The 25,182-nt window shown below is 43.9% G+C and carries 19 protein-coding genes; 12 read left to right on the top strand and 7 right to left on the bottom strand.

Features of this window, described 5'->3' with window-relative positions; genetic code table 11:
• The first annotated feature begins 24 nt into the window (after positions 1-24).
• Positions 25-1,569: a hypothetical protein gene (locus K5L93_RS06840; RefSeq protein ID WP_220719045.1), complete on the top strand. Its 1,545-nt coding sequence runs from the start codon at positions 25-27 to the stop codon at positions 1,567-1,569.
• On the opposite strand, the gene xrt is transcribed toward K5L93_RS06840, so the two are convergent.
• Positions 1,546-2,982: an exosortase gene (gene xrt / locus K5L93_RS06835; RefSeq protein WP_220719044.1), complete on the bottom strand. Its 1,437-nt coding sequence runs from the start codon at positions 2,980-2,982 to the stop codon at positions 1,546-1,548. The two genes, K5L93_RS06840 and xrt, sit on opposite strands and share 24 nt — an antisense overlap.
• Before the next feature lie 3 nt (positions 2,983-2,985).
• The gene (locus tag K5L93_RS06830) at positions 2,986-4,389 is read right to left on the bottom strand and encodes a TIGR03013 family XrtA/PEP-CTERM system glycosyltransferase (protein ID WP_220719043.1); all 1,404 of its coding nucleotides are present in this window, start codon (positions 4,387-4,389) and stop codon (positions 2,986-2,988) included.
• Positions 4,390-4,672: 283 nt separating this feature from the next.
• Here K5L93_RS06830 and K5L93_RS06825 point away from each other — a divergent pair, with 283 nt between their 5' ends.
• The 8 genes from K5L93_RS06825 (at position 4,673) to K5L93_RS06790 (ending at position 14,284) form a co-directional block, all read left to right on the top strand.
• Positions 4,673-5,314: an XrtA/PEP-CTERM system exopolysaccharide export protein gene (locus K5L93_RS06825; RefSeq protein ID WP_246615009.1), complete on the top strand. Its 642-nt coding sequence runs from the start codon at positions 4,673-4,675 to the stop codon at positions 5,312-5,314.
• Between the two features lie 17 nt (positions 5,315-5,331).
• Positions 5,332-6,888, top strand: a complete 1,557-nt coding sequence (locus K5L93_RS06820; protein ID WP_220719041.1) for an XrtA system polysaccharide chain length determinant — start codon at positions 5,332-5,334, stop codon at positions 6,886-6,888.
• Positions 6,885-7,778: an XrtA-associated tyrosine autokinase gene (locus tag K5L93_RS06815; protein WP_220719040.1), complete on the top strand. Its 894-nt coding sequence runs from the start codon at positions 6,885-6,887 to the stop codon at positions 7,776-7,778. Before K5L93_RS06820 ends, K5L93_RS06815 begins: the two co-directional genes overlap by 4 nt.
• Positions 7,732-9,219 (top strand): TIGR03016 family PEP-CTERM system-associated outer membrane protein, encoded by a 1,488-nt coding sequence (locus K5L93_RS06810; protein WP_220719039.1) that lies wholly within the window; start codon positions 7,732-7,734, stop codon positions 9,217-9,219. Before K5L93_RS06815 ends, K5L93_RS06810 begins: the two co-directional genes overlap by 47 nt.
• Positions 9,220-9,221: 2 nt before the next feature.
• A complete protein-coding gene (locus K5L93_RS06805) occupies positions 9,222-10,289 on the top strand; it encodes an XrtA/PEP-CTERM system-associated ATPase (protein ID WP_220719038.1) in 1,068 nt (355 codons plus the stop codon).
• Between the two features lie 54 nt (positions 10,290-10,343).
• Positions 10,344-12,383, top strand: a complete 2,040-nt coding sequence (gene prsK / locus K5L93_RS06800; protein ID WP_220719037.1) for an XrtA/PEP-CTERM system histidine kinase PrsK — start codon at positions 10,344-10,346, stop codon at positions 12,381-12,383.
• Between the two features lie 39 nt (positions 12,384-12,422).
• A complete protein-coding gene (prsR, locus tag K5L93_RS06795) occupies positions 12,423-13,769 on the top strand; it encodes a PEP-CTERM-box response regulator transcription factor (protein ID WP_220719036.1) in 1,347 nt (448 codons plus the stop codon).
• A gap of 68 nt (positions 13,770-13,837) precedes the next feature.
• On the top strand, positions 13,838-14,284 hold the full coding sequence (locus K5L93_RS06790) for an acyl-CoA thioesterase (protein ID WP_152785912.1): 447 nt from the start codon (positions 13,838-13,840) through the stop codon (positions 14,282-14,284).
• Between the two features lie 55 nt (positions 14,285-14,339).
• On the opposite strand, the gene K5L93_RS06785 is transcribed toward K5L93_RS06790, so the two are convergent.
• From K5L93_RS06785 to K5L93_RS06765, 5 genes are all read right to left on the bottom strand, one after another.
• Positions 14,340-15,737, bottom strand: a complete 1,398-nt coding sequence (locus K5L93_RS06785; RefSeq protein ID WP_220719035.1) for a TRAP transporter large permease — start codon at positions 15,735-15,737, stop codon at positions 14,340-14,342.
• A 24-nt stretch (positions 15,738-15,761) separates the two neighbouring features.
• Positions 15,762-16,298 carry a TRAP transporter small permease gene (locus K5L93_RS06780; protein WP_220719034.1) on the bottom strand — a complete coding sequence of 179 codons (537 nt, stop codon included), beginning with the start codon at positions 16,296-16,298 and terminating at the stop codon, positions 15,762-15,764.
• A 69-nt stretch (positions 16,299-16,367) separates the two neighbouring features.
• The gene (locus K5L93_RS06775) at positions 16,368-17,348 is read right to left on the bottom strand and encodes a TRAP transporter substrate-binding protein (RefSeq protein ID WP_016403561.1); all 981 of its coding nucleotides are present in this window, start codon (positions 17,346-17,348) and stop codon (positions 16,368-16,370) included.
• A 200-nt stretch (positions 17,349-17,548) separates the two neighbouring features.
• On the bottom strand, positions 17,549-18,898 hold the full coding sequence (locus K5L93_RS06770) for a sigma-54-dependent transcriptional regulator (RefSeq protein ID WP_220719033.1): 1,350 nt from the start codon (positions 18,896-18,898) through the stop codon (positions 17,549-17,551).
• A gap of 14 nt (positions 18,899-18,912) precedes the next feature.
• Positions 18,913-20,715 (bottom strand): sensor histidine kinase, encoded by a 1,803-nt coding sequence (locus K5L93_RS06765; RefSeq protein WP_220719032.1) that lies wholly within the window; start codon positions 20,713-20,715, stop codon positions 18,913-18,915.
• A gap of 213 nt (positions 20,716-20,928) precedes the next feature.
• Here K5L93_RS06765 and K5L93_RS06760 point away from each other — a divergent pair, with 213 nt between their 5' ends.
• From K5L93_RS06760 to K5L93_RS06750, 3 genes are read left to right on the top strand one after another with little or no spacing between them, the layout of a single operon-like run.
• On the top strand, positions 20,929-22,719 hold the full coding sequence (locus K5L93_RS06760; RefSeq protein WP_220719031.1) for an assimilatory sulfite reductase (NADPH) flavoprotein subunit: 1,791 nt from the start codon (positions 20,929-20,931) through the stop codon (positions 22,717-22,719).
• A complete protein-coding gene (cysI, locus tag K5L93_RS06755) occupies positions 22,719-24,422 on the top strand; it encodes an assimilatory sulfite reductase (NADPH) hemoprotein subunit (RefSeq protein ID WP_220719030.1) in 1,704 nt (567 codons plus the stop codon). Before K5L93_RS06760 ends, cysI begins: the two co-directional genes overlap by 1 nt.
• Complete coding sequence (locus K5L93_RS06750; protein ID WP_220719029.1) at positions 24,415-25,167, top strand: phosphoadenylyl-sulfate reductase; 753 nt, start codon at positions 24,415-24,417, stop codon at positions 25,165-25,167. Before cysI ends, K5L93_RS06750 begins: the two co-directional genes overlap by 8 nt.
• Positions 25,168-25,182 lie beyond the last annotated feature (15 nt).

The following is a 25,182-nucleotide window of genomic DNA, read 5'->3' as shown; positions in this document are numbered from 1 at the left end:
CTTTTCACATAGAGGATATGGAATATGCAAGGACTTGCTATTAATGTTTCAGCTATAGCCTGGCGGTTGCTAGTTGTTTGTTTACTGGTTTTGGTGGCTGTTGTTAGCAATGTGGCAAAAGCAAGTGTTGCGCTAAATGTTAAAACTCTCCCTAGCACGAATAATTTCCACTACATCGTTATTCCATTTCCTAACTTTACCGTCTCAGAACAACAGGGCTTTGCTCTTAAGCAGCAGGGTGTAAGCCTTAAGTTTACCGCTCACGCTCACCTACTTTGGCCAAAACTTAAAAGCACTGCATTCTATCGAGGTGTATTGTTTAAAGTTGAAGGTTTAGAGCAAGGTCGCTTGACACTTACTTGGGATAAGAACTTGCCTAAGGCTGGCAAAGATTTAGATTTTGATGAAGCTTTCTTAGCGGAAGTGCGTTATCCAGCATCTTGGCTTAATCAAGCACTGTATTCGCCATTAGTTTTTAATGCCAATCATATTGACTGGGGCTGGTTGGATAACGCCTACTGGCGCTATGCCGCTTATAGCGCCGATGAGACAGTTATTAGTGAAGTGAGCAAACCTAAAGACCCGGCCAAGAAAACAACATTACCTAGCAATAGTGCTGCGCCATGGTTATATGATCGACCATTTACTTTTTATCAATTGTTTTTCAAAACGGCTGACCCACGGTGGCAAAAAACCGCGCACCAACAAGCGCAGTTTTTTATCAGTCAACTTGACGATAATGGCGACTTTAAGCTTAAAGGCTCAGCAGATCTTAAATACATGTTAAGTAGTGGCCTGCTAATTGACTACCTTTTCTATCCATATCGTTCGACCAAGCTAGCCATTGAAAAAATGACTCAAAAAGGACTGGCTTGGCCAGCCCGCTATTCAACTCAATTAGGTTTTTGGACAGAACGTCATTTGTCAGTTGCTTTAAGTTTAGCGTTAAACCGATGGGAGTTACATAGCGATGAGCAGTCCTCTAAGCGGGTAGAGCAACTGCTTGAAGGTATTCGTGAGGACTTGTGGGTGAGCGCTCCGGGGCAAGGTGGCTGTATAAAGCACAGTTTAAAAGCCCACTCTAATAAAAATAGTAAAGACATGGTTTGCTCTCCGTGGATGTCGGCGTTGGTGGTAGAGCAACTGTGGCGTTACTTTTGGATGACTGATGATCAAAGAGCAGCGGATTTAATTATCGACTTTTCTGACATGTTACTACATCACGGTTTATATACGGTGGAGTACAAAGGTAAAACTTTGTACATACCGGATTACTTGGTATTTTTTAAGCAGTCTATTTTTCAAGATAGAAACTCATGGACCGAGCGGCAACATGCTTGTGATGTAGCCGGTATGGTATACAAAGGGGTGTATTTAAAGCGACAGCGTCAACAAGATGAGTTCCTGCTAGAGTTGCTTGCTCAAGAATTGCTGAACACCTGTGAGGGAACAATGGATAAGAAAGGGAAAATAGCCATGAGTAACCCCAACTGGTCGCTAAAACCACTTAGAAAGTTTAACTGGTGGTTTGCAAGCAATGGCTCGTTAACCTGGTTGTTGAAACAATAGTTGGGTGTTTTGGTATTTAAGTAACTGCAACGAGAGCGCCTGTTTGGCTTCACTACAGTCATTGTCGGCGCACAAGGCAGAAGCGGCAACAATTGCGCTTTGGCGTTGCCCTGTGAGTATCTCGCTAAAACGTTGAGTTCGCAGAGCTGAACGATTTGAGACTATGCCTTTAGCGCCTGCATAGCTATAAGCTAACACTCCAGGGCGGTTGGCAGTAGAGCGGAAGTAAACAAAGTTTATTTCTTGCTCAATTTCCGAGCTATCGATGTGAAGGTTTTCTGGTACCACTTCGTTTAGGTAAAATGAGGCTTTGTTGTCTAAGCCTAATCCACTAAACAAAAATACCCATTGTTTTAGCTCTATTTGATTAACACGAAGGCTTTGTTGCTCTACAGACTGGTACTGAGCCACTTGAAGGGCTGGGTGATAACTGGTTGCTGCTTTGGTATTTTCGGCGTTTAGTTTATTAGCATCCCATACTGGCCAATCAATTAGGCTTGGTGAAAAAATCAATAGAGCCAAAATAACAAAGACTAAACCCCGAACTGAAGGGCCTTCTGCTTGCGCTACTTTGGCTTGAGCTACTAACTCGCTGGACAACTTACCACCAACGTAAAAAGCTAATAACAAGTATGGGATATATAAATACCAGCCAAGGTTGTTATGATCATAAATTATTTCGCTTTGCATCTGCGTTTCATGGCCAATCAAAATGATGGTGATGATCCGAACCCAGTTAACGACTAACGCACCAAACATGCAAATAGCAAAAAATATTAAGGCATTTTTAATACTGCGAATATTGAAATAGATATATAACAAACACAGAAACAAAGAGGTAATAAAGTAGCGTAAGCCACTGCAGCCGTTAGCTATTTCGAATTGCCCTGAAGGAATTGAAACGACATTTCCTTCAAAGTAACTGGGTACATGGGTAAAGGCCATAACCATCTCTACAACTGTGGTCGATAAGCTTTGTAAAGGTGGCGACAAAATGCCCCAAATCGGAGTGGCGAACAGGAGCACTAAGGCGTACACATAAAGACTTTTATGGTGTTTGAAGATACTCAATAAGCTAAACAGCAAAACAAAGGGTAATAGCGCTCTAACGGGCAAGCTAATTTGGCTTAGATAAAGCAGCAACTCTACCGCTAAACTGGTAATCAACAATACCAACCACAAGCTAGCACCTTGACGAAACTGCAGTTGTTGTCGGCAATCGTAAAGTACATACAGAGCAACAATTGGAATTAAGAACGCATGTGAGTAGGTACCATCATCAAAACTATAGCGCCAAATGTCTAAAACTATCGGCCAAAATAGCAAAGCAATTAAGGCGGTAGTACCAAGAACAACAGCGGCTTGTAGTAAGCCGCTGTTGTTTAGTTTATTGCTTGGCTCTGTTGCTACCAAAAATTACCGTCCTTTTCCGAACAAAATAATCTCTGCGGTACGCACTAGTATCAAAAGGTCGAGTAGGAAGCTGCGGTGCTTGATGTAGTAAAGGTCAAATTTTAGCTTCTCAAGAGCATCAGCTTCAGTGCTACCATAAGGGTATTTAAGCTGTGCCCAGCCAGTTAAACCTGGTTTAACGTTGTGGCGCTGATTGTAATAAGGAATTGATAACACCAACTCTTTTACAAATGCAGGGCGCTCAGGACGAGGCCCAACAAAGCCCATATCACCCACCAATACGTTATAAATTTGCGGCAGCTCATCAACACGGTATTTACGAATAAAGTTACCCACTTTAGTTACTCGTGGGTCTTCTTTCTGGGCCCATTTTGCGCCATCTTTCTCGGCATCGGTACGCATACTGCGAAATTTATAGATATTAAACGGTTGACCGTTTAAGCCGATGCGTTCTTGGGAGTAGAGCACGGGCGCTCGAATACCTTCTTCTAACTTAATCATGATGACGGTAATTAACATCAATGGCCAAGTAAGGAATAAAACAATCAGCCCCAAGAAAGTATTACACACCCAATCCAAGGAGCTACGCAAATAGTTAGTTGAATGGAAACCGTTGCTGTAAATAACCCATGAAGGGTAGATCAGGTTTACAGCTATTTGACCTGATTCGCGTTCGATAAAGTCAATTATATCGGTGATTTCAACGCCACGCAGTTTACATAAAAATAAACTATCAACCGGCAAGTTAGCGCGTCGCTCATCGGCTGCAATCACTATTTCTTCAACACCATTTGCCAGTACAAATGACTCTAAGGGTTGGTCAAGCTCAACAATGGTTTCGCGTTTAATACCATCTTCTGAGTCCCCTGGCATACGAATAAACCCAGCCATTTCAAAACTTACGCGGTCAGACTTTCGACGCATACGTTTTTCAATAATACTGGCGCGCTCACCTGCGCCTAACACCAAGATTCTTTTACGGCCCATATGCTCATATTGCATTTTAAGGGCGAAGTAGCGAATGGTGGTTAAGCCCATCATTACTGCTGCGTAGAGCAGTTCACGAAAATTACCTGGAAGAACGTCTAAGGGCGTGAGAACGTAAATAACCGAAGAGATGAAATAACCTAAAGCAATGCTCACCAATAATCGGCGGATTACGCCTCTAAAAGTTTCGCGGATCTTTTGGTTATATAAACCAACTGACAATATTGACAGTTGTATTGGGAAGGTAAATGCTAAACAGTGTAATAGTAGTATGCCTTCGCCGTACGAAGGGATGTCTTCGAAACCACTAAGGCGAAGAAGTTCAACGCCAATGACAAAAATCCCGATTAGTAGCAAAAATTCGGCAAGAATTATCGCTCTACTACCGGGATCAAGATTATGAAATTTCGAACCAGCCACGCTTCTTCCTTGAAACAAGATATTAAATATAGTTTTAAGACTAATCAGTATACCGAGATTTATGCGCAGAGCTACAAAAAATCGGTGTAACTTGTGTTCAGCTAGTTAAACCCAAGTTTGTTACCTGCACTTTACATTTCCAACAGTCAGAAGATAAATGTCGATATATTAAAACTATTTAGCTCAAGAGATTTACAACATGCGCGCTCGCACACTATCATGGAGAAAAGGACTACCTCAATCAATGTTATTTTGATGGACTCTCAGCGAAATGGACAGTGCTATGAAAAAACTCAATCAAGTAGTAATTAAATTGCTCTCGTTTATGGCGATAGGGCTTTTCCTAACCGCTTGCTCGAACAACCTACCTACTTTACCTGGTGCGTCGGTTCATCCGTCGTTGACTGCTAACCCTGCCGATTACAAATATCTGATTGGCCCAGGAGATGAACTCAACATTTTTGTATGGCGCAATCCAGAAATATCTGGCACGTTCATTGTGCGCCCAGATGGCATGGTGTCAACGTCACTGGTTGAAGATTTAGAAGTATCGGGTAAAACGCCCACTGAGTTGGCTCGCCTTATTGAGTCTGAGTTATCAGAGTTTATTCGTGACCCTATCGTGACGGTTACAGTTGAAGGGTTCATCGGACCATTTAGCGAGCAAGTTCGAGTCATTGGCGAAGCCTTTGAGCCACAAGCGATAAACTATCGTGAAGACATGACACTGCTAGATGTGATGATTCAAGTTGGTGGTTTAACTGAATATGCCGATGGTGATAACGCTCGCTTAGTTAGAGTTGTTAGTGGTGAACAGCGCTCATATAAAGTGCTTGTCGGTAAATTGATTCAAGACGGTGAGATTGAAGCCAATGTAGATGTTCTTCCTGGTGATATTATCATTATCCCAGAAGCATGGTTTTAGTCGGAGTAGTCGTATAAATGCAAGATTTAATTGAGGACTTTTTGCAATATTTGCGAGGGGTATGGTTAAAGCGCCGTTATATTCTAATTGCTCTGTGGATTATTTGCCCTATTGGTTGGATAGCTGTGACATTGATGCCAAATCAATATACAGCCGAAGCTAGGGTTTACGCAGATACTCGTTCATTATTGCAGCCTCTACTTAAAGGTTTAGCCATTCAAACTGATCCTAGTCAGGAATTGGCTATGATGGTAAAAACCTTACTTAGCCGCAGTAATTTGGAAAAAATTGCCCGTGCCAGTGATGCTGATGTAAGGGTGAACAACAGCACTGAATATGATGAGTTGTTAGATAATCTTAAAGAGACTATTCAGATTGATAAAACTCGTCGAGAGAATCTTTATACCATTAGTTTTGAAGCAGATTCACCACAATATGTGCGAGATGTTGTGCAAGCGGCTTTGGATGTCTTTGTTGAAAATACTCTAGGAGAAAAACGCCAAGACACCGACACCGCAAACTCATTTATAAATCAGCAAATAGAAGAATACGAAACCCGCTTGATTGAGGCGGAAAAGCGTCTAGCGTCTTTTAAGCAAGAGTACACGGCCTTTTTGCCCGGTAAAGAGTCTACTTATTATAGCAATCTAGAGAGTGTTAAAAAGCAGTTAGAGGAGACTCGTTTACAGCTAAGCGAAGCTGAAACCAAACTGGTTTCAGCCAGAGCGCAATTGGCCAGTGAAGAAGTATTAGCCTCTCAACAAACCGCTCGAGTACGCACCGAGTTTGATGATCGGATTTTGGCAATGCAAACGCGTTTAGACGATTTGTTGTTACGTTATACTGAGCGCCACCCAGATGTGGTAGAGGTGCAGCGACAGCTTGCTTCTTTACAAAAACAAAAAGATAGTGCACTGGTTACAGCAAAAACACCTGCTGCTATCGCTTCCGAGTCGGTGATCTATCAGGATCTCAAAATTACCGTTAGCCAGATTGAAAACGATGTAGCTTCGCTTAAAGTGCGCGAGCAAAGACATAAAGAGAAAGTTGAAAACTTAGAAGAGCAACTACGCCAAGTGCCTGACGTAGAAGCAAAATTGACTGGCCTTAATCGAAACTATGAAATTACCAAGTCAAAATATGAAGACTTGTTGTCGCGCAGAGAAAGTGCGCTTATTTCGCAAAGTGCTGGTAAAACTACTGACGATATTAAGTTTAGGGTTATTGATGCACCTAGAGTCCCGCTTGAACCCTCTGGTCCTAAGCGACCACTGTTGATAGCTGGGGTCTTAATTTTTGCTCTGGCTGTTGGGGTGGGTTTGTCGTTAGCCTTTAGCCAAATAAATCCTGTAGTTTCAAGTATTCAACAGTTATACCAGCAAACGGGATATCCTGTGTTAGGTGTAGTTTCTGCTACCGAAAGCTCCGGCTTGTTGAAAGTCGAAAAACGTAAGATGCGGGTATTTGTGCTGTCTAATGCAGTTCTGTTTTGTGGTTTTGTTGGCTTTATGGTGATCAATTTATTACCCAATTTACACAGTAAAATTATTACCGGTTTAGGTGGATTGCTATGAGTACCATAGAAAAAGCAATGGGTAAGCTGGCTAAGCAAGCCCAAGCTAAGCAAGTAAATAGTGAACAGCCAGAAGTAGCAGAGGATAAAAAGTCCGATGTTAGCAGCGAAGCCTCTCCAAATAAGCGTGAAAAAACGGTACTGCAAATTGATTCCGCAGTATTAAATCGTTTAGGTATGTTGTCAGATATTCGTTCTCGCGAAACAAGAATGCTCAGTGATGAATACCGAAGCATTAAACGCAAGCTAATCAAAAATGCGTTTGAACCGGGCTTAATAGCGCAAAACAAAAGTAACTTAATTATGGTGACTAGTGCCAATCCAGGTGAAGGTAAAACGTTCACTTCGATTAACCTGGCATTAAGTTTAGCGCTAGAGAAAGATAAGACCGTATTGCTAATCGACTCCGATGTGTTAAAGCCAACCGTTAGCAAAACCTTGGGTATTGGCCAACATATGGGCTTAATGGAGTACTTACTGGGTGAAACCGATGATGTTGCTGATGTTATCTATCACACCAATATTCCAAACCTACGAATTATGCCAGCAGGCATGCCACATCACTTGAGTAATGAGCTGTTGGCCAGTGATAAAATGCGCGCTCTCACTGAAGAGCTAAATAGCCGTTACTCCGATCGAGTGGTGTTGTTTGATAGCCCTCCAATATTGGGAGTGAATGAGACCGTGGTATTGTCTAATTTTATCGGGCAAGCGGTGGTGGTGGTTGAACAGGATGGTACCAAACTCGCTGCGGTTAGATCAGCGGTGTCGCAATTTAGTGATGAGCTGGCGATCGGGTATGTATTAAATAAAGCAGTGCACGGCAAAACAGGGACTTACGGATATGGCTACGGATATGGCTATGGATATGAGGAAGAACGCAGCGCCTAGTCGAGTTGTTGCGCTTGCTATTGCTGTTGGGTTATCTAACTCGGTAAATGCCGCTGAGATAGAGTTTCGTCCAGAAATCGGCGCAGAGTTTGTTTATACCGATAATGCTGGTCTGACTGAAGAGTCTCCAGAGTCTGGTGAAATTGGTATTTTGTCTGCTGGACTTGTCTCTGAAGTTATTGGTAAAGATGGTCAACTATCTCTCGATTATCAAGCAAGGCAAACCTATCACTCTTACGATTCCGAAAAAAATAAGCTTTACCACGAGCTAGATTTTACTGGAGACAAAAACCTTGGAAAATCTGGCTTTAGTGTCGATGCTGTAGCATCTGTTGATATTCTGCCGGCAGAGGTGAGCAGCAATGCTATTACCGATGTAATTTCTGGAGACTTGATTCAAGGCAGCGAGTTAGGCCTTGGTTTAAACTATCAATCAAACCCCCGTAAATGGGTAGACTTAAACGCTCGAGTTGCCAGTAGTTTGTATCGTTATGAAGATGACCGCGGTAATAACAACGATTATGACGCTTCATTGCTGTTTAAAAATGGCCAAAAAGTAAATTCAGTATTTTGGTTAATTGACTCTAGTTATATTCGCCGCGAAGCACGCGGTAACTCTTCTGAAACTGAAAACATCAAATACAAAGGTGAGTTTGGTTTACAACAGCGTGCCGGGTTTAGCCCTTTTATTCACTACTATGCAGAGAGCTATTTTCAAGGTGTCAGTTCTTCAGATAAGGTGGGGGAGTCGGAGAGTTGGGGGCCTGCAGTTCGTTACTTTCGATCCCGTTTAAGCTATTTCGAACTCAGCTATAATTTCTCTTTGGATAAAGATAAGAACGATGACTATGTCGGTGCTGCGGTAAACCTTGAACCGAATCGCCGCACTAAGCTATTTTTTGAATATAGTAAGCGCTTTTATGGTGATGCCTATGAGTTTACCTTTTTCCATAAGAAGCGACGCATTAGCACGGATATAAGTTACGTTGAAGAACCTAGCAGTTTTGACCGACGTTTCTTTGTGGAAGGTGATACTGTAGAAGAACAAAAGCTGGATAAAACCTTTAGATGGAACACTGGTTTAGATTTGCGTCGTTCAGGATTTGATTTTGAAGTACGCCATCAAACCCGAGAGGGGCTGCGTGAAGTGACGGATTTTGTGAAAGACGTCACTTATGGTGGTGGAGTTAGTTTGGACCATAAGTTAAGCCGTAAGTTGGTTATTGCCTTTAGCTTTGATTACGACCACTACACATTTGATCGCCTCAATGGCGTCGACCAAGTGGATAAGTACAGTCGCTATGATCTGTCACTAAATCAAGACCTCATCGAAGGGTTCTTCCTCACTTATCGCTACCAATATACTCACCGTAGCTCAAATATAGTGGGCAGAACCTATGACGAAAACCGAGTATCGATTAACGCGACTAAGCAGTTTTAAGTATGTATGAATCATTTTTTGGCTTAAGTGATAAACCATTTAAGCTTAGCCCCGACCCTAAGTTTTTTTTTGCTAGCCCTCATCATGATCGCGCGGTGTCTTATCTGCGTTATGGCTTATCTCAAGGTGAAGGCTTCATCGTTGTAACGGGGCCAATTGGTACCGGAAAAACTACCATCGCCAGAAGCTTATTAGCCTCGGTGGACGATTCAATTGTGGCAGCTCAAATTGCTACAACTAAACTTAACCCCGATGAACTAGTTCGCTTAGTTGCAGCCCAGTTTAGTATCGATGTCGAAGGCTTGAACAAGGCCGATATTCTAAAGCGATTTGAACAATATTTACTTACTTTGAATAAGCAAGGCAAACGCGCCTTATTAGTAGTAGATGAAGCACAGAATTTGCCTGCAGAAACCGTTGAAGAACTGCGAATGCTGTCTAACTTTCAACTCAACGACAAACCGCTTTTTCAAAGTTTCTTACTCGGGCAGGAAGAGCTAAAGCCGATTATTGAACTGCCAGAAATGGAGCAGTTTAGGCAACGAATTATCGCTTCTTGTCATTTAAAACCACTGGATGCAGAGCAAACTCAAGGTTATATATTGCATCGCCTCAAGCAGGTTGGTTGGAATGAAAATCCTAAGTTAGATGATGACATTTTCCAGCAAATTGCTGACTTTACTAAAGGCATTCCGCGAAAGATTAATATCTTTGCTGACCGACTGTTTTTATATGCGTTTTTGGAAGACTTACACGCGATTAGCCAAGCTGACGTAGCTGCAGTTATTGAAGAGATGGGCGGTGAGCTTTCTGGTTCTTTACAAGGTACGCCAGAGCAGCAAGGTGTATCGGATATTGATGCGGTGTTGGGGCGTCAATATGAGTATGGCACTGACAATGTAGCCTCTGGCCACTCTGTAATAAGTGATAGTCAGTTAAAAGCAAAACTACTTGATGTGTCTAGCTATTTAGAAGAAGTCGTGTTGCGAAAAATTAAGATCATTCGCTATCTAGATAAAATGATTGAGAAGAAGCGCAAAGAAATCGTCGAGTTAAGCGAAAATAGCTAAGTATTTCTCATTACCCGCTGTCACAAAGCCTAGCTTGGAAATGGAAGGTCACGTTTGAGTATTATTGTTGGTTTATTAGGCTACAGCATTGCAGCGGTGGTGTACCTGCTATTCAGTTTACTGTTGCTCACCACTAAACAAAGCGGCTTCCAACGGCAAGCATTGAGCTTGGTGGTGTTTTTTACGCTGCTTTGGGCTAGCGCTGGGGTTGCTCAAATGTGGATAGCCCTGCCTCTTGGCTATTTGTTTGGTATCGAAAGCCTTCGTAATGCACTGTGGTTCTTATTGCTTTATGCCACCATCGCGCCACGTTTCGAGCTTAGTAATTTTGTTCGCGGCCCTTGGCGTAAAAAAGGCTTGCTACTGGGCCTGATATTTATCGCATGTCTCCAAGTATGCACTGCTTTGGTAGGTCTTCAGTTGAACCAGTTTTGGTTGGTAACGCAGCTATCACAAACCGTTATTGGCCTGTGGTTAATTGAGCAGCTATATCGACGCATTGATGTTAGTGCTCGCCCCACTATTAAACCTATGTGCCTTGGTTTGGGCGGCATGTTCGCCTTCGACTTTGCGCTATATGCCAATGCCTTAATTACTTCAGGGATCTCTTTTGATTTTTGGAGCCTACGTGGTTTTGTGGCGATTTTAGCTGCGCCGCTGGTGTTATTAAGTGCGCGCAGGATCAAGCGTTGGTCGACCAAAATCTATGTGTCGCGTGATGTCATTTACCACAGTACTCTGTTGCTAGTGGCCGGTGGCTATTTACTGGTAATGGCTTTAGTTGGTTATTACATAAAGTATGCTGGTGGTGACTGGGGCAGCATGGCGCAAAATGGCTTCTTTGCCTTAAGTGCATTAATTTTAGTCAGCTTGTTTTTATCTGAACGCTTACGCAAGCGTTTAAAAGTGCAAATCACCAAACACTTCTTTGCCAATAAATATGAATACCGTGAAGAGTGGATGAAGTTTGCTGCTGTGCTTGAGGAAGACGGAGCCTCTCCCTATAGTATTGCTCTTAAGGCAATTAACCAGCCCTTCGATTGTCAGTATGCTGGCTTGGCCATCGTAGAAAACGGCCGGTATGTGGTTAAAGCTACCTATAACATTCGAGACGATGACTCTCAGGCTCTGTTATGTTTAGACCATGTGGCTGGGCAAGCCATTGAGCACCAATGGATTGTCGATATTGAAGAGTTGAAAGAAGATATCAGTGTGGTGCCGTTTAAAGTTTCAACTAACATGCTGCAGCAAATTAGCAAATTCTGCTACATCATCCCAATGAGTACCAGTGCTGGCTTTAAAGGAGTGATTTTGCTATCAGCGCCTACTGCTATACATAGTGTAAATTGGGAAGACCGTGATTTAATGCGAGCGATTAGCCGTCAACTGGCAGTATTTCTTAATTTGCACCGCTCTAACCTTGCGTTGGCTGAAAGCCAACAGTTTGATACCTTTAATCGCATGTCTGCTTATCTGGTGCATGACCTTAAAAATGTTTTGGCACAGCTGCAGCTGATGTCGAAAAATGCGGTTAAGCATAAACATAACCCAGAGTTTATTGATGACGCTTTTGAAACGGTAGATTCTGCAGCAAATCGTTTGGCTAAGGTGGTTGCGCACTTAAGCAAAAAGCAACGCGTTGATACAGTAGTGGCACCTTTCAGCTTAAAGGCAGCGCTTGAACAGGTTCAACAATCCCGTGCCATTAATAAACCCGTTCCTTTGTTGATATTTACATTGCCAGATAATTTTGAATTAGTGGGCGATCAAGAGCGATTTATAAACGTACTTTCTCATCTCGTACAAAACGCTCAAGATGCTACTCCTGAAGAGGGTTTGGTAAGTATAAAAGTAAGCAAACAAGCCGCTGAGTGTTTAATAGAAATACAAGACAACGGCGAAGGAATGAGCGTAGAATTTATTGATACACGCTTATTTAAGCCGTTTGATACGACCAAGGGCAATGCAGGCATGGGTGTAGGCGCCTATGACGCGAAGCGATTTGTTGAAGAACTTGGTGGGCATATACAAGTTACGAGTAATGTTGGCGAGGGGAGCTTATTTAAGCTGTACTTGCCCATTCACAAAATTTAGCTGGCTTTATGCGCCAGCAAAGCTGATGGAAGAAATAACATGGAAACGTTACTGGTTGTTGAAGACGACCCTGGTATTCAAAAACAGTTAAAGTGGAGCTTTAGTGACTACGAAGTCATTATTGCTGGTGATAGAAAGGAAGCCATCACTGCTCTGCGTCGTTATGAGCCTAAAGTGGTGACTTTAGATTTGGGTTTACCGCCAGATGAGGCTAATGCCAGTGAGGGCTTGGCAACGCTAAAAGAAATGCTGGAGTTAAACCCAAAGCTGAAAGTTATTGTTATTACCGGTAATGAAGATAAAGAAAACGCCCTAAGCGCTATCGCCATGGGGGCACATGACTTTTATCAAAAACCGATTGATGATGACACTATGTCGGTGATTATCGCTAGAGCCTTCTGGGTTGCTAATATAGAGCTCGAAAATGAAACTCTGAAGGGCGCCTCATTAGATAACAACGGCTTTTTAGGCAACTCACCACAAGTGCAGAAAGTCTGCCGCATGGTGGAGCGTATTGCCCCTACTGAGGTAACCACTTTATTGTTAGGTGAAAGTGGCACCGGTAAAGAAGTATTAGCTCGTGCTATTCACCAACAAAGCCCGCGTAAAGATAAACCCTTTATTGCCATTAACTGTGCCTCCATCCCAGAAAACTTGCTTGAAAGCGAGCTATTTGGCTTTGAAAAAGGCGCATTTACTGGGGCGCATAAAACCACCGAAGGTAAGATTGAGTGCGCTAATGGCGGTACCTTATTCTTAGATGAAATCGGCGATATGCCGTATCCGTTACAAGCTAAGATTCTTCGCTTCCTGCAAGAAAAAGTGGTTGAGCGAGTTGGTGGGCGTAAAGAAATCCCCGTTGACGTGAAAATTGTTTGTGCAACCCACCAAAACTTGCAAAACATGGTTGAGCAAAAAGAGTTTCGTGAAGATTTATTTTACCGAATCAGTGAGATCACCATTAATATCCCGCCGCTTCGTGATCGCGGTGAAGATGTGATTTTATTAGCTCGTGCTTTCTTACAAAACTATAATAAGCAAATGCAGCGTAATATTAATAACTTTAGTGATGACGCTATTACTGCGCTAAGCAATCACCGCTGGCCTGGCAATATTCGCGAGCTGCAAAATAAGGTGAAGTCGGCAGTTATTATGGCCGACAATAAACAGATTACCGCAGATGATTTGGCCTTGCCGATTGGCGATGAGGAGCAAGTTAAACTGGCGCTAAACCTTCGCCATGTGCGTGAAGCGGCAGAAAAGCAGGCAATTAACAAAGCACTGGCGCTAAGTAATGGCAATATCTCTAATACCGCTGGTCTGCTTGGCGTTACTCGACCAACCTTGTACTCTTTGCTTGATAAATATGGTTTGAAAACTGATTAAGCCAGTTTATTTGTAAAGCGGCGAAGGCCGCAAAAGTCGCTTGTTGTAGTTACTAAATTAGGCCCCACATGGATAAGTCACAAACAGAAATGAATATATTGGTCACCCCAGAGATGGCCAACTTCTCGGGTAAGATGCATGGTGGAGCCATGCTAAAAAAATTGGATGAAGTGGCCTACACCACAGCTATTCAATATTGTGGGAACTACGCAGTAACGCTATCGGTAGACCAAGTGTTGTTCAAAAACCCGGTAGAGATTGGTGAGTTTGTTACGTTTTTAGCTTCGGTTAATTACACCGGCCGAACTTCCATGGAAATTGGCATTAAAGTGGTTGCCAAAAACCTTAAAGAGCAAACTGTACGCCATACCCATTCTTGTTTTTTCACGATGGTAGCGGTTGATGAGCAAGGTAACTCAGCAGAAGTTCCCCCGCTAGAACCAAGCACAGAAGTTGCCAAAAGGCGATTTAATGATGCTTTGCGCCGTCGTCAGCGGCGCATGGAAAAAGCATAAACAACTAAAAAGGCCTGCTAGATTTTGCAGGCCTTTTTGTTATTTTGAGGGAAGATTAATAGCCATTTAGTCGGTCGAAGTACTCCGGCAAAAATAACGAGATTTGCGGTATGTAAGTAATTAAGATCAGGAAGAATAGCAATAAGCTTAACCAAGGTAAGCATGCCTTAATCACCCATCCCATGCTCCTTCCTGTTATCCCCGCTGTCACAAAGAGGTTTAAACCAACCGGTGGTGTAAGCATGCCGATTTCCATGTTCACTACCATAATGATCCCAAGATGAATGGGATCGATACCCAGTTGTGTCGCAATAGGGAACAAGATGGGCGCCATGATTAGCAAAATGGCTGAAGGCTCCATAAAGTTACCGGCAATCAACAACAAGATATTCACTACTATCAAAAATGCCCAAGGCTGAAGGCCATAGGCCACAATGGATTCGGCAATCATGTGAGGGATGCGTTCGGTGGTTAATACATGCGCAAACAACATTGCGTTAGCAATAATGAATAACAGCATAATGCTCACCTTTGCCGCATCTTTAAGCACTTGGCGCACTTCCGGATCACTAACAGACTTAAAGATGCTAACCGGGAATAGCATTAAATTACGGGCAACGGCGGCACCTATGCTTTCGCCTTCGTTCTGCCAAGCTTGGTGTTTAATAGGGCCAATATCTCGATAGCCATAAACCGAAACTAAAAAGGCATAAATTGCTGCTACTGATGCGGCCTCGGTTGGGCTAGCTACGCCGCCATAAATTGAACCAAGAACAATCACAATCAGCATCAAGCCACCAGTCGCTTTAAGTGCCGAAATCGCCCATTTTTTGCAACCCGGATAGGCTTGAGCAGGTAAATTTTTTATTCGCGCAACGATATAAATGGCAATCATCAAAATGGTGCCCATCATGATCCCAGGAATAAACCCTGCCATAAACATCCGCGAAGCCGATACTTCGGTAGCGGCGGCATAAACTAGCATCACAATCGAAGGTGGGATCAAAATGCCAAGCGTACCAGCATTGGCGATAACCCCTGCCGCCAGCGATTCTGGGTAACCAGAGCGTACCATGCCAGCAATGACAATAGAGCCAATGGCTGCAACGGTAGCTGGGCTAGAGCCTGATACTGCCGCAAATAACATACAAGCCAATACCGAGGCCATAGCTAGGCCACCGCGAATATGCCCCACACTATCCATGGCAAAATTAATTAGCCTGCGCGCCACACCGCCTGTGGACAAAAAGGCTGATGATAAAATGAAGAAAGGAATGGCTAACAATGTGTAGTGTTCAGAGGTGGCTTCAAATAGCTTTAATGCTACCGAGGCTAAAGAGTCGTTAGAAAATAATAGAATGGTTGTCATGCTAGCAAAGCCAAGCGCGATGGCGATAGGCATGCCAATAATCATGCATACAAACAGTAGAATAAACAGAGTAAAAGTTGTCATGGTCAGTTCCTTTGCCGCAAGTGCTTATTGTTTTTTTAGTTCGTCGGCGAGTTGCATGCTTTCTTTGGCTTCATCGGCCAGGTGAAAACCGTCTTGCTGGTTGGTTAATACTTTCCAGCCCACTTCTAGGAAGCGAATGACCAACAGTACGAAGCCAATGAACAACACACTCATGGTTTTCCACTTTTCTATGGGGAGGTCTTCCATCTCAATACCAATACGCGCTAGCTTGCTTAGGTAAACCCAAGAGCCATACATAAATAGGCTGCAATAAAACAAACATAGGCTTAGCGCTATTAAGGTAAGCCACTTACGTTGGTTACGTGGTAACAGCTTTACAAAGGCATCTACGCCAATATGAGCGCCTTCTCTTACACCCCAGCTCGCGCCTAGTAGCACTAACCATGCTGAGCAATACAAGGTGACTTCTTGTACCCAATGAATGCCGGCGTTGAATACAAAACGCATGATCACTTCTACAAATACCAGTAGCGTCATGGTAACTAACAATAATGCGATGAAGTTTTCTTCAAAGCGGCGGAACCCAGCAACAAACTTCATGTGATGTCCTTATCCAAGAGCGTAAGTCAATGAATTAGCGCAGAGCGAGGGGACTCTGCGCTTGTTCACTTATTGGTTAGCAGCTACTGCAGCATCAATAATGTTTTTGCCTATTTCACTTTCGAATTGTTGCCAAACCGGTTTCATTGCTTCTACCCATTGCTGACGTTGCTCTGGGCTTAGAGAAATGATTTCTGAACGGTTTGAAGCCATGATGTTGGCCTTGTCTTTCTCGGCTTTTTGCGCCGCTATTTGATTACCGTGTGCAACTGCTTCGTCTAGAGCCGCCTTTAACTCACTGCGTATGTCGTCGGGTAGCTCATGCCAAAATTCGGCTGAAGTAACAATTAAGTAGTCCAATACACCGTGGTTTGACTCGGTAATACTGGCTTGTACTTCAAAGAATTTTTTGGAATAAATGTTGGACCAGGTATTTTCTTGGCCATCAATGGCTCGGGTTTGTAGTAGGGTAAAAACCTCTGAAAAGGGCTTTTTAAGCGGCACAGCATCAACGGCTTCAAACTGAGCGGCTAATACATCGGAAGACATAATGCGAAACTTTTTGCCTTTTGCATCGGCAGGGGTGTAAAGCGGCTCGTTAGCCGATAGCTGTTTCATGCCGTTGTGTAAGTACCCTAGCCCTACTAAGCCTTTACTTTCCAGTGAAGACAGCAACTCTTGTCCGGCACTACTGGCTTGGAAGCGCTCAACAGCCGCCATATCTTGGAAAAGGAAAGGAAGGTCGAATACTTGTAGTTTTTTAGTGTATTTTTTGAATTTAGATAGCGAAGGTGAGATCAGCTCAACATCGCCCAGTAGCAGGGCCTCTAGCTCTTTGCCGTCTCCGTATAGCTGAGAATTTGGATAAACCTTAACTTCTACTTTTCCGGGTAAGCGTTGGTCGACGAGTTCTTTAAATTTTAAAGCCATTTGGCCTTTAGGAGTATTTTCTGCAACAACATGTGAGAATTTCAGCTCGATGGGGGCGGCATTTACAGCGCTGGCAAATGCAATGCTTAAAGCGGTGAGCGTACTTGCTAATAGCTTCATTTTATTCTTCCTTGTGTAGGGTTGGTTGTTTACAACGCTACACCTTAGAGCAAGCAGTAAGCCAAGTTTTCAGGATAACTCTAAGTGATTGAATTAATGGGGTTAGTTGATTTTTTCTTAATCGCTAAATCTATCTTCAGCTAAAGTTATGGGGGGATTCGCCCCCATCTAATAATAGATAATGGGTCGGTTTCACCCCATTACTCGGGTTCGACTTCTTTGTAGTCTCCCTTGTCCAATTGATACTTTTTCATCTTTTCGTAAAGGGTTTTACGGCCGATTTGTAACTCTTCCTGCACGGTCTTTAAATGGCCTTTATGGCGCTGCAGTGCATCTTGCAGCAAGGTGCGTTCAAAACGATAAAGCTGTTCCATCAAACTCAGTGACTGCTGGTGGTTTTGACTCTCGCTAAATGCCGCATCTTCGCCCATCAATACCCAACGCTCAGCTAGATTACGCAGCTCGCGAACATTGCCGGGCCAGTCATGATTAACTAATTCGGCTAAACGTGACGGCGAGACTTCGGGACTATTTAACTGATAGCGAGCCGCAGCTACCCGCAGAAAGTTTTCTAATAGTAATGGAATGTCTTCAGCGCGTTCTCGCAAAGCCGGTATGTGCACCTCAACAACGTTTAAGCGATAGTACAAATCGCTACGAAACTCACCTTGCTCGCCCAGACCTTTTAAATCACTTTTGGTGGCGGCAATAACGCGAATATTAAGTGTGGTGGCTTGGTTGCTGCCTAATGGCTCTACGCTGCGCTCTTCCAGCACCCTTAGCAGCTTAATCTGTAGCGCCATTGGCATGCTCTCTATCTCGTCGAGAAATAGGGTGCCGTGATTGGCAAAGGCAATTTTGCCAATGCGTTTTTTTTGTGCTCCAGTAAATGCACCCGCTTCGTGGCCAAATAACTCGCTCTCAATCATTGTTTCTGGCACTGCGCCACAGTTGATTGCCACAAAAGGCTGTTTGGCGCGCACGCTATGGTCATGTAAAAAGCGTGCAACCAGTTCTTTACCGGTGCCAGTTTCACCATGAATTAATACATCTGCGGGGGTATCTTTAATATGGCTAAGAATTTTGCGCATGCGGGTGATTGCGGGCGTAGAGCCTAGTATCCGCGGCCCTGGCCCACTTTGAGCATCCAACTCAGCTTTTAACTCGCGGTTCTCTAAGGTGAGTCGGCGTTTTTCTAGCGCTCGCTGAAGCACATCGAGCAAATGGCTGGTGGAGAAGGGCTTTTCTAGAAAATCATAAGCACCATCGCGAATTGCCTTAATTGCCATAGATATATCACCGTGGCCGGTGAGTAGAATAATCGGTAAATCGGCATCAATTTGATGGGCTTGTTGCATCATCTCTAAGCCGCTTAAACCTGGCATATTAATGTCTGAAATGATTACGCCTGGCCAGGTAGGTTTAATTTGCCGTAAAGCCTGTTCGGCATTTTCAAAGCGCAGGCATTGGTAGTCTTCTAACTCTAACGTTTGCCCCAGAGAGCGCAAAATATCGGGGTCGTCATCAATGATTATTACCGGTGTATACACAGTTACCTCTGGTGTTAACTATTGGCGGGTGGGGTGTGAGTGCGTAAACGAATAACAAACTCAGGGCCAATATTCGCTAAGTTACTCACGCTCAGTTCGCCTTCGAAAGACTCGATTAAACGTTTAGATATTGCCATGCCTAAACCCAAGCCTTGTTTTTTGGTTGTGAAAAAGGGCTCAAATATGCGTTGCTGTTGTTCCTCACTCAACATTGGTCCGTTATCCCAAATAGCAATGCACTGCCAGTTGTCTTGCTGATATTGTCTAATGCCTAGTAGGGGAGATTGAATACCTTCTAAGGCGTCAATGGCATTGTTAATAAGGTTTATCAGTACTTGCTCTAGTTGAATGGCGTCGGCTTTTACCCATTGCTCATCTTGGCCGCTAAATTCAATTTTAATGTTATTGGCGACAATTCGGTTGGCGAGAATGGATAGGGCAGCATTAATAGAAACTGCGCTAGATACCGCACTGGTTTGTCCGCTGGACTTCCTCGAGAAAATTTTAAACTTAGCAATCATTTTACTCATCATTGAGGTGAGTTTAATAATGTCTTGTAGATTGTGAGTCACTTGTTCATGCTGTTGCTTTTGTTGAAAGCGCAGGGCGTTTTCGGCATAGCTTTGCATGGCCGTTAACGGTTGGTTTAGCTCGTGATTAATCCCCGCAGAGAGCTCGCCTAGGGTGGCAAGTTTAGCGGCTTGCACTAGCTCGTCTTCAGTTTTTTTAAGGGTGTTAGCGGTGCGGCGATAGTCATCAATAGCTTGCTGTAGTTGTTGATTGCTTTGAGTAAGCTCGGCGGTGCGTTGGGTAACTCTTTCTTCTAATTGATGATTAGCCTGGGCTTGCATTACACGGCTTAGCTGTAGCTGCCGCCAATATAAATAAAGCAAAACCAAGCCAAGGTAGAATAGCGAACTTAAAAATAGCGCCTCAGCGATATCGTCTATATACCCATTGTCTTTCGATAAGGCATATAAACGCCAACCTGCAGTGGGTAATACTCGGTTGGTGCTAATGTAGTCTACTCGCTGGCCGCCATAATTGGGTAAATTAATACTGTTGGGGCGTAAGTCTTGCGCCATATTTTTTAGCTGGTGTTCGCCATATTGGCGGGAGTTAATTAGCTGCTGACGTAACGATTCTGGCAAGGCTTTAATGCTGCGGTAAAGCCAGTGAGCTTGTGAGGCGTAAAAAACCACACCATGTTTGTCGGTGAGTAGGTATTCAAAGTTAGGGTCTCGCCAGCTCTTATCAATAATGTTAAGCGCGACTTTTACCACTATTACTCCAACTACCCGCTGTTGTATTTTTATTGGCGCAGAAAAGTAATAGCCGCGAATGCCTGAGCGAGAGCCCAAGGCAAAGTATTGGCCGTATTTACCTAAGATAGCGGTTTGAAAATAGGGGCGATAGCTATAGTTACTACCAACAAACGAACGTGCACTTTGCCAATTACTAGATGCTATGGTTGTGCCGCTAGGGTCGAGTAAGTAGGTAACATCACTGCCTTGTAGTTCGTTTACATGTTGCAGATAGCGGTTAAGTGCTTGGCGACGCTGGCTGGTCACATTAAGACTAAGTGGTTCGGACAGTTGCTGCTGAATCGCCAGCACTTTGGGGAAGTTGCGAAATCTATCCAGCTCGTGCTGGATACTCCGTTGCAAACGTTGGCTTTCTTCGAGTAGTTGGCTTTGCTGTTGCTGCTTAGCTTGGTATTGTGCCGTGACACCCGCCAGCAATGACAGCAGCAACCAAGCTAACACTAGCAGCAGCTTTTGCCTTAAGGGAATGTTGTTTTTTGAACGCTGTTCCATCGCGAACCAATTAACCAAGGGAATAAAATAAGCTTATATAACAATTGTCGATATTGCTGGTTGTTCAGTCACATAGTGCAAATTGTAAACGGATTGCTCGCTGCTAAGTGACCATATATTACCTACGGTTATAAAAAATCCCGTTTTATTCTTTATTGTCTTAGGTCGTGCTTGGGTAGACTAGTTGCAATTGTGAATCTAGGGTGCGATAAAATGCTGTTAAAGGAACTTTCGTCATTGGCTAGTCCACTGTCTGAGCAACAGGTTAGCCTGCTGCAACAGGCTACGGCTGAGCTGTCGGTAACTCAACTCGCCTGGGTAAGTGGTTACCTGGCGGGCGTAGGACAAAACGCGGGTCAACTGGCACCGCTTGCGCAAGCACAACCTGCAGGCAAACTAACTATTCTTTATGCTTCTCAAACAGGAAATGCCAAAGGTGTTGCCGAAGAGTTGCATGCTGCTGCTCAAGCTCAAGACATTAATGCCGAAGTTATTAATGTGGCTGATTACAAAGCGAAAAGCTTGAAGAATGAAACCCATCTGTTGATTGTTGCCAGTACTAATGGTGAAGGCGAGCCGCCCGATGATGCTATCGAGTTTCACGAGTTTTTAGCCTCTAAAAAAGCCCCTAAGCTTGATAACTTGAAATACAGCGTATTGGCTTTAGGCGATTCAAGTTACGAATTTTTCTGCCAAACTGGTAAAGATTTTGATGAGCGCTTAGCGGCTTTAGGCGCAGAGCGTGTATGTGAGCGTGTTGATTGTGATGTTGATTACGACAAAGACGCTGCAAGCTGGACTGAGCAAGCATTAGCCGAAGTTAAGCAAACCTTAAGCGCAGAAGCGACTGGCTCAGTGGTTAATTTGCCGGTAAACGCTCCAGCAGCTAGCCAGTACAACAAAAAGAACCCTTATGCTGCTGAGCTGAGCTTAAGCCAGAAGATTACTGGTCGTGATTCAGCGAAAGATGTTCGCCATGTTGAAATCGATTTAGCTGATTCAGGCATTCAATACCAAGCTGGCGATGCCCTAGGTGTATGGTTTGAAAATGACCGCGAATTAGTGGCTAAAATTATCGCGCGCTTAGGTCTAGAAGAAGACCAAACAGTTAGTATTGACGAGCAAGAATTCAGCTTGGCCGATGCACTAACTGAAAAGCTAGAAATTACTCAAACCAGCGGCGCGTTTGTTGAAGCTTGGGCTAATTGGTCTGGCAGTAAAAAGCTACAAACTGTGGTTGCCGATAAAGACAAGCTTCGAGAGTACGCCGCTAATCACCAAGTGATTGATGTATTGCTAGAGAAAAAAGCCAAAGTGGCTGCCCAAGATTTTGTTGATGCTTTGCGTAAAATTACTCCGCGACTTTACTCTATTGCCTCTGCGCAAGCAGAGGTGGAAGAAGAGGTTCACTTAACGGTTGGTGTAGTTAGCTACCAACAAGGTGATGAACAGCGCTTGGGTGGTGCTTCTGGTTTCTTAGGTGCTCGTGCCAAAGAAGGCGCACAAGTTAAAGTATTTGTTGAGCATAACGACAACTTCCGCTTGCCAAGCAACCCTGATACGCCAGTGATTATGGTTGGCCCAGGTACGGGCATAGCGCCGTTCCGCGCATTTATGCAACAGCGTGATGCTAGCGATGCGAGTGGCAAAAACTGGTTATTCTTTGGTGATCAAACCTTTACTCAAGACTTCTTATATCAAACCGAATGGCAAGGCTACTTGAAGTCGGGTTTACTTACTAAGTTAGATGTTGCATTCTCGCGTGACCAAGCTGAAAAAATCTATGTGCAAGATCGCCTAAGAGAAAATGCTGAAGAAGTTTTCCAATGGCTAGAAGAAGGCGCTCACCTATACATTTGTGGTGACGCGAACCGCATGGCGAAAGATGTTCACCAAGCCCTTATCGATATTATTGCTGAGCAAGGCAAACAAAGCCCTGAGCAAGCAGAAGAGTATTTAAAACAGTTACGCAGCGCTAAGCGTTACCAGAAGGATGTTTACTAATGAGTTCGGATCTAATTGTTGAAGGCAAGTTGTCAGATAATGAGCGCCTAAAGCGAGAAAGTAACTTCCTGCGTGGCACTATTGAAGCTGACCTAAGTGACCGTATCACTGGTGGATTTACAGCAGATAACTTTCAGTTAATTCGTTTCCACGGTATGTACCAGCAAGATGACCGTGATATTCGTGCCGAGCGAACCAAGCAAAAGCTAGAGCCGCTGCACAATGTAATGTTACGTGCGCGTATGCCAGGCGGGATTATTCAGCCTAAGCAGTGGTTGGCCATTGATAAGTTTGCTACCGACCACACTATGTATGGCAGTATTCGTTTAACCACGCGTCAAACATTTCAGTTTCACGGCGTGTTAAAGCCAAACATTAAATTAATGCACCAAACACTTAACAGTATTGGCATTGACTCTATTGCAACTGCCGGTGATGTTAACCGAAACGTATTGTGTACCAGTAACCCGGTTGAATCTGAACTGCACCAAGAAGCCTATGAGTGGGCCACTAAAATCAGTGAACATCTATTACCTAAAACTCGCGCCTACGCCGAGATTTGGCTAGATGGTGAGAAGGTTGAAGGTGGCGAAGAAGAGCCAATTTTAGGCTCTAATTACTTACCGCGTAAGTTTAAAACCACGGTAGTAATTCCTCCGCATAATGACATTGACGTGCACGCTAACGATCTTAACTTTGTTGCGATTGCTGATAACGGCAAGTTAGTAGGTTTTAACGTTTTGGTGGGCGGCGGCCTAGCGATGACTCACGGTGATAAGTCTACTTATCCACGTCGCGCCGATGACTTTGGTTTTATTCCTCTTGATAAAACCTTAGATGTGGCTGCGGCAGTGGTAACTACGCAGCGCGACTGGGGTAACCGAGTTAATCGTAAAAATGCTAAAACCAAATACACGCTCGACCGTGTGGGTAGCGATACCTTTAAGCAAGAAGTTGAAAAGCGCGCTGGCATTAACTTCGAAGCAAGTCGTCCTTATGAGTTTACCTCTCGCGGAGACCGTATTGGTTGGGTTGAAGGGATTGATGGTAAGTACCACTTAACCGTATTTATTGAAAACGGTCGTTTGTTAGATTACCCAGAAAAGGCCTTGAAAACTGGCGTTGCCAAAATTGCTGAAATTCACAAAGGTGATTTCCGCATGACCGCTAACCAAAACTTAGTTATTGCGGGTGTAGCGGCTAAAGACAAAACTAAAATAGAAAAGCTTGCACGTGAACATGGCTTAATTGATGACAGCCATAGTTCGCAGCGTCTAAATTCTATGGCTTGTGTTGCGTTCCCAACGTGCCCATTAGCCATGGCTGAAGCCGAGCGTTACTTGCCTGGTTTGGTTGACGATGTAGAGCAATTACTAACCAAGCACGCAATGAATGATGAGCACATCATTTTGCGAGTAACTGGCTGTCCTAACGGTTGTGGCCGCGCAATGCTTGCCGAAGCAGGCTTGGTGGGCAAAGGACCAGGTAAGTACAACTTATATCTAGGTGGTAACCAAAGCGGAACACGTATTCCAAAACTCTATTTAGAGGGCATTGGTGAGCAAGAAATCTTGTCTGAATTAGACGGCTTAATTGCTCGCTGGGCTAAAGAACGTGAGCAAGATGAAGCTTTTGGTGACTTTGTAATTCGTGCTGGAATTGTCGCTGAAGTAAAAGTAAGCGTTAGGGATTTTCATGACTAACTTAGATTTGGAGCAACTGGCTGCACTCCCTGTTGAGGCTCGTGTTGCTGAGTTATCTGAAGTAAATAAAGAACTTGAAGGCATGAGTGCACAACAGCGTGCGGCTTGGGCCCTAGAGAACTTGCCCCAGCAGGTGGTATTAACCTCTAGCTTTGGCATTCAAGCAGCAGTGAGTTTGCACCTGTTGACGCAAATTAAGCCCGATATTCCGGTGATACTTACCGATACAGGCTACTTGTTTCCTGAAACATACCGCTTTATTGATGAGCTAACTGAACGCTTAAGTCTAAACTTGCAGGTATATCAGTCGAAGCAGTCTAACGCATGGCAAGAAGCGCGTTTTGGTAAGCTTTGGGAGCAAGGCGTTGAAGGCTTAAAGCAATACAACACCTTGAATAAAGTTGAGCCTATGCAGCGCGCTTTTAAAGAGCTGGAAGTTAAGAGCTGGTTCTCTGGTTTGCGTCGCAGTCAATCCTCTTCTCGTTCAGACTTACCTGTGCTGCAAATTCAAAATGGCGCTTTCAAAATATTACCCATTATCGATTGGAGTAATAAAGATGTGCACTATTACTTAAAAGATCACAACTTGCCTTATCACCCTTTGTGGGAACAAGGCTATGTGTCGGTTGGGGATGTGCAAACCTCACAACCCTTGCAAGCTGGGATGAGTGAAGAAGATACTCGCTTCTTCGGCTTGAAGCGAGAATGTGGTTTACACGAAGAAGTTGCTGGCAGCGGTATTTAAATTTGTCAGAGTTAA

Origin of the sequence: Agarivorans litoreus, assembly GCF_019649015.1 — a bacterium.
GTDB lineage: Bacteria > Pseudomonadota > Gammaproteobacteria > Enterobacterales > Celerinatantimonadaceae > Agarivorans > Agarivorans litoreus.
This window is presented reverse-complemented; position numbering and strand designations above follow the sequence as displayed.

Bases quoted from the DNA above. Each gene is read 5' to 3' on its own strand.
- K5L93_RS06840 (WP_220719045.1), top strand. From the start codon at position 25: ATGCAAGGACTTGCTATTAATGTTTCAGCTATAGCCTGGCGGTTGCTA.
- K5L93_RS06825 (WP_246615009.1), top strand. From the start codon at position 4,673: ATGAAAAAACTCAATCAAGTAGTAATTAAATTGCTCTCGTTTATGGCG.
- K5L93_RS06820 (WP_220719041.1), top strand. From the start codon at position 5,332: ATGCAAGATTTAATTGAGGACTTTTTGCAATATTTGCGAGGGGTATGG.
- K5L93_RS06815 (WP_220719040.1), top strand. From the start codon at position 6,885: ATGAGTACCATAGAAAAAGCAATGGGTAAGCTGGCTAAGCAAGCCCAA.
- K5L93_RS06810 (WP_220719039.1), top strand. From the start codon at position 7,732: ATGGCTACGGATATGGCTATGGATATGAGGAAGAACGCAGCGCCTAGT.
- K5L93_RS06805 (WP_220719038.1), top strand. From the start codon at position 9,222: ATGTATGAATCATTTTTTGGCTTAAGTGATAAACCATTTAAGCTTAGC.
- prsR (WP_220719036.1), top strand. From the start codon at position 12,423: ATGGAAACGTTACTGGTTGTTGAAGACGACCCTGGTATTCAAAAACAG.
- K5L93_RS06790 (WP_152785912.1), top strand. From the start codon at position 13,838: ATGGATAAGTCACAAACAGAAATGAATATATTGGTCACCCCAGAGATG.
- K5L93_RS06785 (WP_220719035.1), bottom strand. From the start codon at position 15,737: ATGACAACTTTTACTCTGTTTATTCTACTGTTTGTATGCATGATTATT.
- K5L93_RS06780 (WP_220719034.1), bottom strand. From the start codon at position 16,298: ATGAAGTTTGTTGCTGGGTTCCGCCGCTTTGAAGAAAACTTCATCGCA.
- K5L93_RS06775 (WP_016403561.1), bottom strand. From the start codon at position 17,348: ATGAAGCTATTAGCAAGTACGCTCACCGCTTTAAGCATTGCATTTGCC.
- K5L93_RS06765 (WP_220719032.1), bottom strand. From the start codon at position 20,715: ATGGAACAGCGTTCAAAAAACAACATTCCCTTAAGGCAAAAGCTGCTG.
- K5L93_RS06760 (WP_220719031.1), top strand. From the start codon at position 20,929: ATGCTGTTAAAGGAACTTTCGTCATTGGCTAGTCCACTGTCTGAGCAA.
- cysI (WP_220719030.1), top strand. From the start codon at position 22,719: ATGAGTTCGGATCTAATTGTTGAAGGCAAGTTGTCAGATAATGAGCGC.
- K5L93_RS06750 (WP_220719029.1), top strand. From the start codon at position 24,415: ATGACTAACTTAGATTTGGAGCAACTGGCTGCACTCCCTGTTGAGGCT.